The 13,928-nt window shown below is 73.6% G+C and carries 15 protein-coding genes; 7 read left to right on the top strand and 8 right to left on the bottom strand.

Annotated features, from left to right (window positions below):
• Positions 1-126: 126 nt before the first annotated feature.
• A complete protein-coding gene (locus F3L20_RS11255) occupies positions 127-540 on the top strand; it encodes a CoA-binding protein (protein WP_150154116.1) in 414 nt (137 codons plus the stop codon).
• A 50-nt stretch (positions 541-590) separates the two neighbouring features.
• Positions 591-1,811, top strand: a complete 1,221-nt coding sequence (locus F3L20_RS11250) for a 4-hydroxybenzoate 3-monooxygenase (RefSeq protein WP_150154115.1) — start codon at positions 591-593, stop codon at positions 1,809-1,811.
• Positions 1,812-1,867: 56 nt separating this feature from the next.
• Here the strand turns inward: F3L20_RS11250 and F3L20_RS11245 are convergent, their stop codons facing one another.
• The 3 genes from F3L20_RS11245 to F3L20_RS11235 all read right to left on the bottom strand — a co-directional run bounded on the left by F3L20_RS11245 (position 1,868) and on the right by F3L20_RS11235 (position 3,984).
• The gene (locus F3L20_RS11245) at positions 1,868-2,425 is read right to left on the bottom strand and encodes a YbaK/EbsC family protein (RefSeq protein ID WP_150154114.1); all 558 of its coding nucleotides are present in this window, start codon (positions 2,423-2,425) and stop codon (positions 1,868-1,870) included.
• A 43-nt stretch (positions 2,426-2,468) separates the two neighbouring features.
• A complete protein-coding gene (locus tag F3L20_RS11240) occupies positions 2,469-3,041 on the bottom strand; it encodes a helix-turn-helix domain-containing protein (protein ID WP_167534508.1) in 573 nt (190 codons plus the stop codon).
• 112 nt (positions 3,042-3,153) lie between these two features.
• Positions 3,154-3,984, bottom strand: a complete 831-nt coding sequence (locus tag F3L20_RS11235; protein WP_150154112.1) for an acyltransferase — start codon at positions 3,982-3,984, stop codon at positions 3,154-3,156.
• Between the two features lie 106 nt (positions 3,985-4,090).
• Between F3L20_RS11235 and F3L20_RS11230 the strand changes: the two genes are divergently transcribed.
• The gene (locus F3L20_RS11230; protein WP_150154111.1) at positions 4,091-4,621 is read left to right on the top strand and encodes a gamma carbonic anhydrase family protein; all 531 of its coding nucleotides are present in this window, start codon (positions 4,091-4,093) and stop codon (positions 4,619-4,621) included.
• Between the two features lie 109 nt (positions 4,622-4,730).
• Here the strand turns inward: F3L20_RS11230 and F3L20_RS11225 are convergent, their stop codons facing one another.
• The gene (locus F3L20_RS11225; RefSeq protein ID WP_150157295.1) at positions 4,731-5,384 is read right to left on the bottom strand and encodes a DedA family protein; all 654 of its coding nucleotides are present in this window, start codon (positions 5,382-5,384) and stop codon (positions 4,731-4,733) included.
• 220 nt (positions 5,385-5,604) lie between these two features.
• Here F3L20_RS11225 and F3L20_RS11220 point away from each other — a divergent pair, with 220 nt between their 5' ends.
• The 3 genes from F3L20_RS11220 to F3L20_RS11210 all read left to right on the top strand — a co-directional run bounded on the left by F3L20_RS11220 (position 5,605) and on the right by F3L20_RS11210 (position 8,553).
• Entirely contained in the window at positions 5,605-6,069 is a 465-nt protein-coding gene (locus tag F3L20_RS11220; RefSeq protein ID WP_145826100.1) for a cyclic nucleotide-binding domain-containing protein, read from the top strand.
• 102 nt (positions 6,070-6,171) lie between these two features.
• On the top strand, positions 6,172-7,191 hold the full coding sequence (locus tag F3L20_RS11215; protein ID WP_150154110.1) for a hypothetical protein: 1,020 nt from the start codon (positions 6,172-6,174) through the stop codon (positions 7,189-7,191).
• 72 nt (positions 7,192-7,263) lie between these two features.
• Complete coding sequence (locus tag F3L20_RS11210; protein WP_145826102.1) at positions 7,264-8,553, top strand: MFS transporter; 1,290 nt, start codon at positions 7,264-7,266, stop codon at positions 8,551-8,553.
• 132 nt (positions 8,554-8,685) lie between these two features.
• Here F3L20_RS11210 and F3L20_RS11205 read toward each other — a convergent pair whose 3' ends face one another.
• From F3L20_RS11205 to F3L20_RS11195, 3 genes are all read right to left on the bottom strand, one after another.
• The gene (locus F3L20_RS11205; protein ID WP_150154109.1) at positions 8,686-9,531 is read right to left on the bottom strand and encodes a spermidine synthase; all 846 of its coding nucleotides are present in this window, start codon (positions 9,529-9,531) and stop codon (positions 8,686-8,688) included.
• 78 nt (positions 9,532-9,609) lie between these two features.
• Positions 9,610-10,779 carry an elongation factor Tu gene (gene tuf / locus F3L20_RS11200; protein WP_150154108.1) on the bottom strand — a complete coding sequence of 390 codons (1,170 nt, stop codon included), beginning with the start codon at positions 10,777-10,779 and terminating at the stop codon, positions 9,610-9,612.
• 323 nt (positions 10,780-11,102) lie between these two features.
• Complete coding sequence (locus F3L20_RS11195) at positions 11,103-11,831, bottom strand: DNA alkylation repair protein (protein ID WP_150154107.1); 729 nt, start codon at positions 11,829-11,831, stop codon at positions 11,103-11,105.
• A 49-nt stretch (positions 11,832-11,880) separates the two neighbouring features.
• Between F3L20_RS11195 and F3L20_RS11190 the strand changes: the two genes are divergently transcribed.
• Entirely contained in the window at positions 11,881-12,669 is a 789-nt protein-coding gene (locus tag F3L20_RS11190) for a TVP38/TMEM64 family protein (protein ID WP_150154106.1), read from the top strand.
• 34 nt (positions 12,670-12,703) lie between these two features.
• Here the strand turns inward: F3L20_RS11190 and F3L20_RS11185 are convergent, their stop codons facing one another.
• Entirely contained in the window at positions 12,704-13,873 is a 1,170-nt protein-coding gene (locus F3L20_RS11185; RefSeq protein ID WP_150154105.1) for a thiolase family protein, read from the bottom strand.
• Positions 13,874-13,928: the final 55 nt, after the last annotated feature.

Raw genomic sequence — 13,928 nt, 5'->3', positions numbered from 1 at the left:
CACGCTTTTCGGGTCACCGCTTGCGGATCGCCCGCCCGGGCCGGCGGGCGCGCGGCTCGGGGAATCACCGTGCGCCGCGCCTGGTTGTCCGGGAGAAACGCCACTTCGACCCGCAGGAGGCCCACGGTGTACGGCGACGAGGCAACGGTCCGCAAGATCCTCACCGGACTCGGTGACACCTGGGCCGTGGTGGGCCTGTCCTCCAACGAGGGCCGTGCCGCGTACGGCGTGGCGCGGGTGCTGCAGCGGTTCGGCAAGCGCGTGGTACCGGTGCACCCGAAGGCGGAGACCGTGCACGGGGAGCAGGGTTACGCCTCGCTGGCGGACATCCCGTTCGACGTGGACGTCGTCGACGTGTTCGTGAACAGCGACCTGGCGGGGGAGGTCGCCGACGAGGCGGTGGCCAAGGGCGCCGGGGCGGTGTGGTTCCAGCTCGGGGTCGTCGACGAGGCGGCGTACGAGCGGACCCGCGCGGCGGGGCTGGAGATGGTGATGGACCGCTGCCCCGCGATCGAGATCCCCCGGCTGGGCCTCGGCTGAGCGACGCCCCCCGCCTGCCGGACGGACGCGACGGCCGCCATAATGGCGCGATGACTGACGCGTCCCCCCACGCCAACTCCCCTGCCACGCAACGGTTTCCGGTGGTCGTGGTGGGTGCGGGACCCGCCGGGCTCACGGTGGGGTGCGTCCTGCGGGCGGCCGGTGTGGACTGCCTGGTCCTGGAGACGGAGACGCGGGAGTTCGTGGAGCGGCTGCCGCGGGCCGGGGTGATCGAGGAGCCGGCGGTGCGCGGGCTGGAGCGGCGCGGGCTGGCCGGGAACCTGCTGGAGCGCGCCCAGCGGCACACCGCCTGTGAGTTCCGCTTCGACGGCGGGCGCCACCGCTTCGCCTACGAGGAGCTGACGGGCCGTCGTCACTGGGTGTATCCGCAGCAGTTCCTCGTCACGGATCTGGTGCGGGAGTACGCGGACGTGCGCGGCGGGGCGGTCCGGTTCGGGGTGCGCGACGTGCGCCTGCACGAACCGGACAGCGACCGGCCGTCGGTGTCGTACGTCTGCCCGGAGAGCGGCCGGCGGGAGGTCGTCGCCTGCGAGTTCGTCGCGGGCTGCGACGGCTCCCGCGGGGTGACCCGGGCGTCCGTCGCGGAGCGGGCCGCGGTGGCGCGGCACGACTACGGCATCGGCTGGCTGGCGCTGCTGGCCGAGGCTCCGCCGTCCGCCGACCGCGTGCTGTTCGGCTGCCATCCGGACGGGTTCGCCGGCCAGATGCCCCGCGGCCCGGAGGTGACCCGTTACTACCTCCAGTGCCCGCCGGGTGACGACCCCGGCAACTGGCCGCACGAGCGGGTCTGGACCGAGCTGCGCCGCCGTCTTGGGGCGGCCGGCGCGGAGCCGTTGACCGAGGGGCGGCTGATCGAGAAGCGCGTGCTGGACATGCACGACTACGTCACCGAGCCGATGGCGTTCGGCCGGCTGTACCTCGCCGGGGACGCGGCGCACCTGGTCGCGCCGATCGCCGCGAAGGGCCTCAATCTCGCGCTGTACGACGCGTTCGCTCTCGGGGACGCCCTCGCCGCCCGGCTCCTGAAGGGCGACGGGACCGGGCTGGACGGCTACTCGGCGTCCTGTCTGCGACGGGTGTGGGACTACCAGGAGTTCTCGCAGTGGCTCTCCGAGCTGTACCACGGCAGCGCGGCCGGGGATCCGTTCCGCGCGGGCACCACGCTCGCCCGGCTGCGCCGCCTGTTCAGCTCGCCGGCCGCCGCGGCGGCCTTCGCGGAGCGGTACCTGGGCACGGCGGAGCGGTACTGAGGGGACGGGGCCGATCCCTCAAGGCCTCAGGGCTCCGTGAGAGCCGACCGGAGTCCTCAGGCCACCCCGAGTCCCTCCAGCACGACCGCTCCCGGCAGCTCCGCGAACGCCTTGCCCGGCACCAGGAGCTTGCCGCGCCGCCGGCCGCTGCCGACGAGCACGTACGGCAGGTCCACCACGGCCGCGTCGACCAGGACGGGCCAGCTGTCCGGCAGCCCGACGGGGGTGATGCCGCCGTACTCCATGCCGGTCTCCCCCGTGGCCGTGTCCATCGGGGCGAAGGAGGCCTTGCGGGCGCCGAGGTGCCGGCGCACCACGCCGTTGACGTCGGCCCGGGTGGTGGACAGCACGACGCACGCCGCGAGTGTGGATGCGCCGCCGCGCCTGCCCGCCACCACCACGCAGTTCGCCGACCGCTCCAGCAGGTCGCGGCCGTAGTGCTCGACGAAGACGGCGGTGTCGGCCCAGCGCGGGTCGGTCTCGACGTAGAGGATCTGGTCGGCGGGGACGCTGCCGCTCCAGGCGCGGACCGCGGCCGCGACGGGGGCGGTGAGCTCGTCGAGGCACTCGGGGGCGGGAGTGGCGTGGTCGAAGTCTCCGATGGGTGCGCGCATGGCGGCACCGTAACAGCGGGTGCGGCGGCTGCCCGAGGGCGTCTCAGTGTGCGGGCGGCACCGACACCGCCATGATCATTTCCACCGGTTCGTCGCCCGTGTTGCCGTAGGTGTGCGGGGTGTTGGCCTCGAAGGAGGCGCTGGCGCCGGCCGGCACCCGGTGCTCGTCACCGTCGACGGTGAGTGTCAGCTCCCCGGCCGTGACGTGGAGGAGCTCGACCGTGCCGTCGGGGTGCGGGTCGGAGTCGCTGCTCTCCCCCGGCATGAGCCGCCACTCCCACATCTCCAGCGGCCCTGACGCCTCGGTGCCGGTCAGCAGCCGGCTGTGGCTGCCGCGCCCGGTGTGCCACAGCCGCACCGTCTGGTCCGCGGGGACGATCCGGACGTTCGGGCCGCGCTCGTAGTCGAGCAGGGTGGGCACGCTGACACCGAGCGCGTCGCCGATCTTGACGACCGTGCCGATGCTCGGGTTGGTGCGGGCCTGCTCGATCTGGATGAGCATCCCGCGGCTGACGCCCGCCCGGGCCGCGAGGGTGTCCAGGGTGAAGCCCCGCTCGGTGCGCCAGCGCTTGACGTTGCGCGCCAGGGACCGGGTCAGCAGGTCGAGGTCCGCCACATTCCGTCCGTTCGACATTCCGGATGACCGGGTCCGGCGTCCGTGCGACTGCGGTGCACCCGGTCGTTCACCGCACTGTACTGCGGCGGCCGCCGGCCACCGGGTGCGGGTGTCAGGCGCCGCGTTCCACCTCGGCCAGCCGCGCGGTCCCGTTCGCGTCGGACCGGGCGAGCCGTGCGGCGCCCTCCTCGTCCAGCTCGGCGAGCCGGGCCACGCTCTCCTCGTCGAGTTCCGACAGTGCCCGCAGCTGGTCGGGCGTGGTGCCGTCCGGGATCGGCACGGGCGGCGGGGTGCGCAGCGGCGGCTGCCAGCCCTCGTCGGGCGTCCAGCGCCGCACCACCCGGGCGGGGGCGCCCGCGACCACGCAGTGGTCCGGCACCTCGCCGCGGACGACCGCCCCCGCGGCCACCACCACGTTCCGCCCGACGCGCGCGCCGGGCAGGATCACCGCGCCGGTGCCGATCCAGCAGCCGGGGCCGATCTCCACCGGCTCCATCCGCGGCCACTGCTTGCCGATGGGCTCGTGCGGGTCGTCGTAGGAGTGGTTGGTGGAGGTGACGTAGACGTACGGGCCGAAGTAGCAGTCGCTGCCGATGATCACCGTGGTGTCGGCGATGACATGACTGCCGCGGCCGAGGACGACCCCGTCGCCGATGCGCAGGATGGGCTCGGGGCCGAGGTCGAGCCCGGGCATGAGGCCGGCGGTGAGGGTGACCTGCTCGCCGACGATGCAGTGCGCGCCGATCCGGATCCAGGGTTCGCCGAAGACCGTGCCGAGCGGGAAGGCCAGTCTGGTACCTGTTCCCATGGCGCCGAAGCGGAAGCGGCCGGGGTGCTCGGCGGTCACCGAACCGGTGCGCTGCGCCCAGGCCCAGCCCGCGTGGACCGCGCGCTGGGCGAGGCGGCGCGGCCAGGACGAGAACGTGTTCTTGCGCTTCGGCACCCGCTCACCGTAGTCCGCGGGCACCATGACCACGGTCCGACGCCCCTGTGATCTTCACCCCACCGGGTGGCGTACGGTTCCCCCCACACCCGACGAGGAGGCGACGATGACGCACCAGGCTCTGATCACCGGCATCGGCGGCAAGGAGCCGCGCATCGACGAGGGGGCGTTCGTGGCGCCCACGGCGAGCGTGATCGGTGACGTGACGCTGCACGCCGGCGCGAGCGTCTGGTACGGCGCGGTGCTGCGCGGCGACGTGGAGCGGATCTCCGTGGGCGCGAGCAGCAACGTGCAGGACAACTGCACGCTGCACGCCGACCCCGGGTTCCCGGTCACCGTCGGTGAGCGTGTCTCCGTCGGGCACAACGCGGTGGTGCACGGGGCGACCGTCGAGGACGACTGCCTGGTCGGCATGGGCGCGACCGTGCTGAACGGCGCCGTGATCGGCGCGGGGTCGCTGGTCGCCGCGCAGGCGCTGGTGCCGCAGGGGATGCGGGTGCCGCCGGGTTCGCTGGTCGCGGGGGTGCCGGCGAAGGTACGGCGGGAGCTGACGGCCGAGGAGCGGGAGGGGCTGACCCTCAACGGCACGATGTACGCGGAGCTGGCGAAGGCGCACCGGGATCAGCACGAGGGCTGAAACGGGTCGCGGGCCGGCGGGCGGTGACCTCGAGGGTGCCGGTCGGGCAGCGCGCCCAAGGGCGCGGGGAACTGCGCGACAAGCCCCCACCGGCCCACAGCGCCGTACGTCAGTCGCCCACAGGCGCCGGAGCGGGCGTCGGTTCCGTGGCGGCGGCGGCCGTCGCCTTCTTCGCCTTGCGCTTGAGCACCAGCATCGACGTGACGCCGATCAGCACGGCCAATACCAGGCCGAGCCACGAGAACCGCTTCAGCCAGGACTCGGCGACGATGCCCACGTAGTAGATGACGGCCGTGGTGCCGCCCGCCCAGACGATGCCGCCGAGGACGTTGGCGATCAGGAACTTCCAGTACGGCATCCGCAGCACGCCCGCGAGCGGGCCGGCGAAGATCCGCAGCAGGGCGACGAAACGGCCGAAGAAGACCGCCCACATGCCCCACTTCTGGAAGGACCGCTCGGCGGTGGCGATGTGCCCTTCGCCGAAGTGGCGGGGGAACTTCGCGCCCAGCCAGGCCAGCAGAGGGCGTCCGCCCTTGCGGCCGATGGCGTAGCCGATCGAGTCGCCGATGATCGCGCCGGCCGTGGCGCAGGCGCCGAGGATCACCGGGTCGATGTCACCGTGCTGGGAGGCGAGCAGCGCGGAGGAGACCAGGATGATCTCGCCGGGCAGCGGGATGCCCAGGCTCTCCAGCCCGATGACCACTCCCACCAGCGCGTACACGGCGACCGCCGGCACGGTCTCGAGCCATTCCTGGACGTGCAACGCCTCTTCCTCCGGTCCGCCGATGCCGTCTGCGTTCGCGTGCGCCCCGTCGAGGGGCACGGTCGGGAAGCCTACCGGGTCGGTGAAGATCGCCTTTCCGGGGCCGGATGCCGCGCCGTTGGGGCCGTACGGCCCAAGCGACGCCGGGCGGGCCGGAGCGACCCTGGAAACAGCCGAGGGAGATACCGACGGCACACAGATCGCGTCCGGGAGGCCCGCCATGTTCGCTCCCCCGTCCCCCAGCCTGCCGCGAGCCCTGCCCGCCGAGCACCGGGCCCGGCTGATGTCCGCCGCGCGTGAGGTGTCCTTCCCGCCAGGCACCCGGCTGTTCGAGGAGGGCGGCCGGGCGGACCGGTTCTGGGTGATCCGGACCGGCACCGTCGAACTGGACATGCGCGTGCCGGGGCGCCGGGCCGTCCTCATCGAGCGCCTCGGGCACAACGAGCTGATCGGCTGGTCGTGGCTGTTCTCGCCGCACGTCTGGCACCTGGGCGCCGAGGCGGCCACCCCGGTGCGGGCGTTCGAGTTCGACGCCGCGGCCGTCCTCGCCCTGTGCGAGGAGGAACCGGAGCTGGGCCGGGAGGTGACCCGCTGGGTCGGCGAGGTGGTGGCCCACCGGCTGCACTCCGCCCGGGTCAGGCTGCTCGACCTGTTCGGCCCGTACGGCGCCGGCGGAGCGCTGTAGGGGCACGGACCACGCGGCGGCGGCCGTCTCCTCGAAGTTGCTACGCCCCTGTCAAAGGGCGGTGACCCAATCGTGTCCGGGGCGCGGCTAGGGTGACTGCCCATGTGGCCAGGACAGCAGCCGCCCGGGGGCGAGCAGAACCCGCAGTCGAACAATCCGTACCAGCAGCCGGGGTACCAGCAGCCGAATCCGTATCAGCAGCCCGGCTACCAGCAGCCGAACCCGTACCAGCAGCAGCCGCGGTGGGGCGAGCCCTCCACGGTCGGCATGCCGCAGCCGTCGGACGGCGGCGGTGGTGGCGGCGGCGGCGGGAACCGTACGAAGCTGGTGGCGATCATCGCGACGACGGCGGTCGTCGTGGCCGCGGGTGTCACGGGCTTCCTGGTGCTCGGCGGTGACAAGGACGACGAGGCCGACGGCAAGAAGACCGAGCCGAGCGCGACCGCGTCCAAGGAGACCTCAGCGGAGCCGAGCGTCTCCGCGTCGCAGGACAACCCGCGCGGCGGTGACGGCGAGCAGGCGACGATCCCCGGCTGGCAGGTCGTCGTGAACACGCGCTTCGGCACCAAGTTCGACGTCCCGGCGGACTGGGAGATCGAGACCCCGGACACCAGCGTGGGCTTCGAATGGGAGGAGAAGGACGGTGAGATGGGCCGTACCACCGTCACCGCTCCCGCCTACCTGAAGTCCAAGTGGTGCTCCGTCGACGAGAACAAGGACGGGCGCATGGAGGACACCGCGCTCGCCACCACCGGCACCCGCGGCGAGAACGGCGCCAAGAACACCAAGGAGGCGGCCGAGACCCGGGTGCCCTGGTGGATCTACGGCGGCTACACGCAGCCGGACAAGAAGAGCGTGAAGTTCGACGCGCCGAAGCCGTACACCACCAAGTCCGGCATCACCGGACACGTGGCCACCGCGCACTCGGAGAACACCCCGCAGAAGGGGAAGTGCGACACCGAGGGCAAGGCGATCACGTTCGGGTTCCAGAACGGCGCCGGTGACTACGTGACGTGGAACCTGTACGGCGCCAAGGGCGTCAAGGACGAGATCCCCGAGGCGACGGTGCAGAAGATCCTCAGCACGGTCCGTCTGACGGAGGAACCGCCGAAGGAGGGGTGACGGCCGGGCCCCCGGCGAGAGGAGCCCGGAACTCATTTGGCAAGTCGGCCCGGTCCCGGCGATAGTCACCGGGTGCCGACCTCCGCCGTCCGCCGCCGTCCCGCCTGGGCCGGCCGCAACTACACGCTGCTGACCGCCTCCGCCGTGGTGACCAACCTGGGCAGCCACGGTGCCCTGATCGCCTCCGCGTTCGCCGTGCTGGGCGCGGGCGGCGACGGCGGGGACGTGGGCCTCGTGGCCGCCGCCCGCACCCTGCCGCTGGTGCTGTTCCTGCTGATCGGCGGTGCCGTCGCGGACCGGCTGCCCCGGCACCACGTGATGGTCGCGGCCAACGTCCTGAACTGTGTGTCGCAGGCCGCGTTCGCCGCGCTGGTCCTCGCCGGTGAGCCGCTGCTGTGGCAGATGATGCTGCTCAGCGGTCTCGGCGGTGCCGGGCAGGCGTTCTTCAACCCGGCCGCCGAGGGCATGCTGCTCTCCTCGGTCGACGACGAGCAGGCCGGGCGGGCGTTCGCGGTGTTCCGCATGGCGATGCACGGGGCGACCCTGGGCGGTGCCGCGCTCGGTGGCGCCATGGTGGCCGCGATCGGACCCGGCTGGGTGCTGGCGGCGGACGCGGCGGCCTTCGCGGTCGCGGCGGTCCTGCGGGCCTTCCTCGACGTGAAGCACATACCGGCCCGGGCGCCGGGCGGCGGGATGCTCGCCGACCTCAGGGACGGCTGGCGGGAGTTCACCGGCCGGCCGTGGCTGTGGGGCATCGTCGTGCAGTTCTCCGTCGCCAACGCGGTGGTCGGCGCGGCCGACGCCGTCTACGGGCCGCTGGTCGCCCGGGACCACCTGGGCGGGGCCGCCCCGTGGGGTGTGGCGCTGGCCTTCTTCGGCGGCGGCACGGTGACGGGCGCCCTGCTGATGACCCGCTGGCAGCCGCGCCGCCTGCTGTTGGTCGGCACCCTGTGCGTGTTCCCGCTGGCGCTGCCGTCCGCCGCGCTCGCCCTGCCCGTCCCGGTCGGGGTGCTGTGCACGGTGATGTTCCTGACCGGTGTGTCCGTGGAGGTGTTCGGCGTCTCCTGGATGACCGCGCTGCACCAGGAGATCCCCGAGGAGAAGCTGTCCCGGGTCTCCGCCTACGACTGGTTCGGCTCGGTCGCGCTGGTCCCGGCGGCGATGGCCCTCGCCGGGCCGGCGGAGACGGCGTTCGGCCGGACCGACGCGTTGTGGGGGTGTGCCGCGCTTGTCGTCGTGGTCACGGCGGCGGTGCTGTGCGTACCGGATGTACGCAATCTGCGACGGCGCACCCGGCAGGTCACGGGCGCCGTGGACGCGCCGGTGCCCGCCGGCGACCAGGCCGAGCCGACCCGAGGCTGACCCTCGGCGGGGGCGGCGGGGGGCTGATCGCGCAGTTCCCCGCGTCCCTGAACTGAAGGACGACGGTCGCACCGCATCCCCAGGGGCGCGGGGAACTGCGCGAACGACCCCCACCGGGGCCGCAGCCGCGTGCTAACCAATCGCGAACGCCCCCGAGGGCGGCAAGGGCGACGGCACCGCCGTCCCCTCGTGCAGCGGCACCGCATCGCCCACGAAGTCGCGCAGAGAGCGCCCGTGTTCCACCCGCGCAGGGAACGGATCGGCGGCGACCGCGCGGGTCAGGGCCGGGATGTCCAGAGGGCGGTCGGAAACCGCCAGAACGGCGTTCCCGAACCGCCGCCCCCGCAGCACCGCCGGCTCGGCGATCAGCGCCGACTCCACGAACCGCGCGCCCACCGTCGCCAGTTGCGAACGCAGGAAGGCGAACGGCGCCGCGTCGGCGAGGTTCGCGAGATACACCCCGCCGGGCCGCAGCACCCGCGCGACCTCCCCGACGTACGCGACGGTGGTGAGGTGCGCGGGCACCCGGGAGCCGCCGAACACGTCGGCGACCACCACGTCCGCGCTGTCGTCCGGGGCCGCCTCCAGCCAGCCGCGGGCGTCCGCCGTGTGCACGGTGACGCCCGCCCCCACCGGGAGCGGCAGGTGCTCGGCGACCAGGGCGGCGAGCCCTCCGTCGGCCTCCACGACGTGTTGGCGGGAGCCGGGCCGGGTGGCGGCCACGTATCGGGGCAGGGTCATCCCCCCGCCCCCGAGGTGCACCGCGTCCAGCGGCGCGCCGGGCGGGGCGACGACGTCGAGGACGTGCCCGAGCCGCCGGGCGTACTCGAACTCCAGGTGCGTCGGCTCGTCCAGGTCGACGTAGGACTGGGGTGCCCCGTCGACGGTCAGCAGCCAGGCCCGCTCCCGGTCGACGTCGGGCATCAGCTTGGCGGTGCCGTGCCCGACGGCGCGGGTCACGGGGATGGGCTCGCTCACCGTCCCATTGTGCCGCCGCGCCCGCGTCCGGCCGCCCGCCCCCTTTCCGGGGAGCGGGCGGCCGGACGCGTCAGAGGCTCACGCGACCTCCGTCACCGTCCCGGCGCCGACCGTGCGGCCGCCCTCACGGACGGCGAAGCCGAGGCCCGGCTCCAGCGGCACCTCGCGCCCCAGCTCCACGGTGACGGTCACCGTGTCCCCGGGCCGCGCGACCGCCGCCTCACCGAGGTCGACGTCGCCGACGACGTCCGCCGTGCGGATGTAGAACTGCGGGCGGTAGCCGGTCGACAGCGGGGTCGTCCGGCCGCCTTCGCGGGCCGACAGCACGTACAGCCGCGCCGTGAACCGCCGGCTGGGCGTCACGCTGTCCGGCGCGGCCACGACGTGCCCGCGCCGCACCGCGTCGCGGGGCACCCCTCGCAGCAGCAGCGCCACGTTGTCCCCGGCCTGCGCCTCCGTCATCGGCTTGCCGAAGGTCTCCAGGCCGGTCACCACCGTCCCGGTGTCCGCGCCGAGCACCTGCACCCGGTCGCCGACGTGGACCGTGCCGCGCTCCACCGCGCCGGTGACGACGGTGCCCCGGCCGGTGATGGTGAGGACGTTCTCCACCGGCATGAGGAACGGCGCGTCCAGGTAGCGCTCGGGCACGGGCACATAGGTGTCGACCGCGTCCAGCAGCGCCTCGACCGACGCCGTCCAGCGTGGGTCGCCTTCCAGCGCCTTGAGTCCGGAGACCCGTACGACGGGCGCCGCGTCGCCGCCGTAGCCGTGCGCGGAGAGCAGCTCGCGGACCTCCAGCTCGACCAGGTCGGTCAGCTCCTCGTCGCCCGCGTCGGCCTTGTTGAGCGCGACGACGATGTGGTCGACGCCCACCTGCCGGGCGAGCAGCACGTGTTCGGCGGTCTGCGGCATGATCCCGTCGAGCGCGGAGACGACGAGGATCGCCCCGTCGAGCTGGGCGGCGCCGGTGACCATGTTCTTCACGTAGTCGGCGTGGCCGGGCATGTCGACGTGCGCGTAGTGGCGGGTGTCGGTCTCGTACTCGACGTGCGCGATGTTGATGGTGATGCCGCGGGCGGCCTCCTCCGGGGCCCGGTCGATGCGGTCGAACGGCACGAAGCCGGCGGAGCCGCGGTCGGCGAGGACCTTGGTGATGGCGGCGGTCAGGGTCGTCTTGCCGTGGTCGACGTGGCCCATCGTGCCGATGTTGAGGTGCGGTTTGGTGCGGATGTACGCCGTCTTGGACATGGCGGTACCTCGAAGCCTCTCGGGTGATGACGCGTAGGGCCCCGGGCGCGGTGGATCGGCGCGCGGCCGGGACGGGGACCCCAGGAACCTGGCCGACCCTCCCCCTGGGGGGTCCGCCGGACGATCCGGGGAGGGTCAGCTTCGGGCGCCGTCGACTGCGGCGAGGAGAACGGGGACGGCAGCCTTCGGGGCATCCGCGACCGCGGATGCTGCGAGGAGGAAGGCGTACCGGAACATGACGTCGATCCTCGCCGACACGGCGCCCCGCGTCGACTTGTTTTTCCGCGAAGCGGAAGTCGCCCCTACGGTTCAGCGGCTCACGGTCACGCGCCGATGTTCTTCAGTGCCTCCCGCACCGACAGCGGCGCGAACCTGTCCCCTTCGCGGGCCAGGAACGCGCGCACGGCGTCCGGGTCCGTCCTGGCGTACTCGCGCAGGCTCCAGCCGATCGCCTTGCGGACGAAGAAGTCGGGGTGGCCGCACTGGCGCAGGCAGTAGCCGAAGAGCCGCTCGGCGTCGGTGTGTTCCTTGTAACGCAGCTGGTGGAGCAGGGCGGTGCGGACGAGCCACAGGTCGTCGTCGACGCTCCACCGGTCCATCTCGGCGGTGAGCGCCGGATCGGCGGCGACCAGCGCCCCGACGACGTGCGCGGCGAGCAGGTCGACGGTGTCCCACCAGGGGACGGTGGTGACGAGGTGCCGGGTGACGGGCAGGAAGCCGGAGGAGCACCGGCGTACGTGGGCGCGCAGGTAGTCCACGGCGAAGTAGTGGTACTCGCGCTCGGGCAGGTCCCAGCAGCGCAGGGCGACGGCCGTGCAGTCGGCCTCCGACGGCCGGGGCAGTCCCGCCTCGACGGTACGGGACAGCGCGCGCCGCGCCGGGGTGGGCAGGCCCAGGAAGGGGGCGACGTCCTTCATGTACGCCCGCATGGCGTCCGCCCGGGCGGGGTCGGCCGCGGGCGCGTACGCGGCCGTGAGCCGCTCCAGCACCGTGTCGGCGAGCGGGCTGTCCGGCACGCGGGGCGTCACCGGACCGTCTTCTGTGACGCGCATGAGACGAACACTACGGCGATCTCGCACATATGTCGGTTAGTGTCACCGGATGCTCGATGCCACCAACCGCTCTGGGGGCACCGCCACGGCCCGTCCCCGGGCCGCCTCGTCCGACCTCGCGGTCGCCGTCCCCACGGCCGCACCCGTTCTCGCGCCCGCCCCGACCCCGCTCGGCCGGTGCGCGAGAGTCCTGCTGTCGCCGTGGTCACGGCTGTCCCTGCTGGTCGTGCTGCTCGCCTCGGCGGCGGCGGTCATGGTGGTCATGGAGCCACAGCGGCTGCTGACCGACGGCGGGATGGTCCGGCTCGGCGGCGCCGCCGCCGTCGTCGCGTACGCGGTGGCGTACGGGGCGTGCACCGTCGCGTTCGTGCCGCGCCCGCTGCTGAACCTGGCCGCGGGGGCGCTGTTCGGCTCCCAGTTCGGCCTGGTCGCGGCGCTGGGCGGCACGGTGCTGGGCGCCGGGCTCGCGTTCTGCCTGGGGCGGGTGCTCGGCCAGGAGGCGCTGCGTCCGCTGCTGCGCGGGCGCTGGCTGAAGGCCGCGGACCACCAGCTCAGCCGGCACGGTTTCCGGTCGATGCTGGCGGCGCGGCTGTTCCCCGGTGTCCCGTTCGCCGCCGCCAACTACTGCGCCTCCGTCTCCCGGATGGGCCTGCTGCCGTTCCTGCTGGCGACGGCGCTCGGGTCGATCCCGAACACCGCCGCCTACGTGGTGGCCGGTTCCCGGGCCTCCACCCCGACGTCCCCGGCCTTCCTGATCGCGCTGGCCTGCATCGCCCTGCCGGGACTCGCGGGGGCGGTCGTGGCGTGGCGCAAGCGGCACCGGCTGCGCGCCCGGTAGGCGGGCCGCGGGGGCCGTCCGGCCCGGCGGTGCGTCAGACGCGTTCCAGGATCATCGCGTTGGCCAGACCGCCGGCCTCGCACATGGTCTGCAGGGCGTACCGCGCGCCGCGCTCGCGCATCGCGTGGACCAGGGTGGTCGTCAGCCGGGTGCCGCTCGCGCCGAGCGGGTGGCCGAGGGCGATGGCGCCGCCGTGCACGTTGACCTTGCCGAGGTCCGCGCCGGTTTCCTGCTGCCAGGCGAGGACCACACTGGAGAACGCCTCGTTGACCTCGAACAGGTCGATGTCGCCGAGTGACAGACCGGCCCGGCGCAGTACCTTCTCGGTGGCCGGGACGACGCCGGTGAGCATCAGCAGCGGGTCGGAGCCGGTGACGGCGAAGCTGTGCAGCCGTGCGAGGGGGCGCAGGCCGAGCCGGGCGGCCGTCTCCCCGGCCATGACGAGGACGGCGGACGCGCCGTCGTTGACGGGGCTGGCGTTGCCGGCGGTGACGTTCCACTCGATCTGCGGGAAGCGCTCGGCGAAGTGCGGGTCGTGGTAGGCGGGGCGGAGTCCGGCGAGGATCTCGGTGGTGGTGCCGGGGCGCACGCACTCGTCGCGCGTGACGCCGTCCAGGGGCGCGACCTCGGCGTCGAACAGCCCGGCGTCCCAGGCCGCGGCGGCCCGGCGGTGCGAGGAGACGGCGAAGGCGTCCATCTGCTCGCGGGTGACCGACCACTTGGCGGCGATGAGTTCGGCGCTGATGCCCTGCGGGACGAGCCCCTCCGGGTGGCGCGCGGCGACTCCGGGTCCGAACGGGTCCTTGCCCTCGGGCACGTTGGACCACATCGGCACCCGGCTCATGGACTCCACACCGCAGGCGACGGCGATGTCGTACGCGCCCGAGATGACGCCCTGGGCGGCGAAGTGCACGGCCTGCTGGGAGGAGCCGCACTGGCGGTCGACGGTGGTGGCGGGCACGGACTCGGGCAGTCCGGCGGAGAGGGCGGCGTAGCGGGTGGTGTTCATGGCCTGCTCGCCGACCTGGTCGACGGTGCCGCCGATGACGTCGTCGATCAGCTCGGGGTCCACGCCGGAGCGTTCGACGAGGGCGCGCAGGGTGTGGGCGAGCAGTTCGACCGGGTGGACGTGGGCGAGGGAGCCGTTGGGCTTGCCCTTGCCGACGGGGGTGCGTACGGCTTCGACGACGACTGCGTCACGCATGGTGCGGGCCTCCTTGGCCGGACCGGTTCACGACAGGACGGTCACCAGGACGTGG

The sequence above is a fragment of the Streptomyces tendae genome, from assembly GCF_008632955.1.
Taxonomy (GTDB): Bacteria; Actinomycetota; Actinomycetes; order Streptomycetales; family Streptomycetaceae; genus Streptomyces.
The sequence above is the reverse complement of the archived record's forward strand: the minus strand, read 5'-3'. Positions and strand labels throughout refer to the sequence as shown.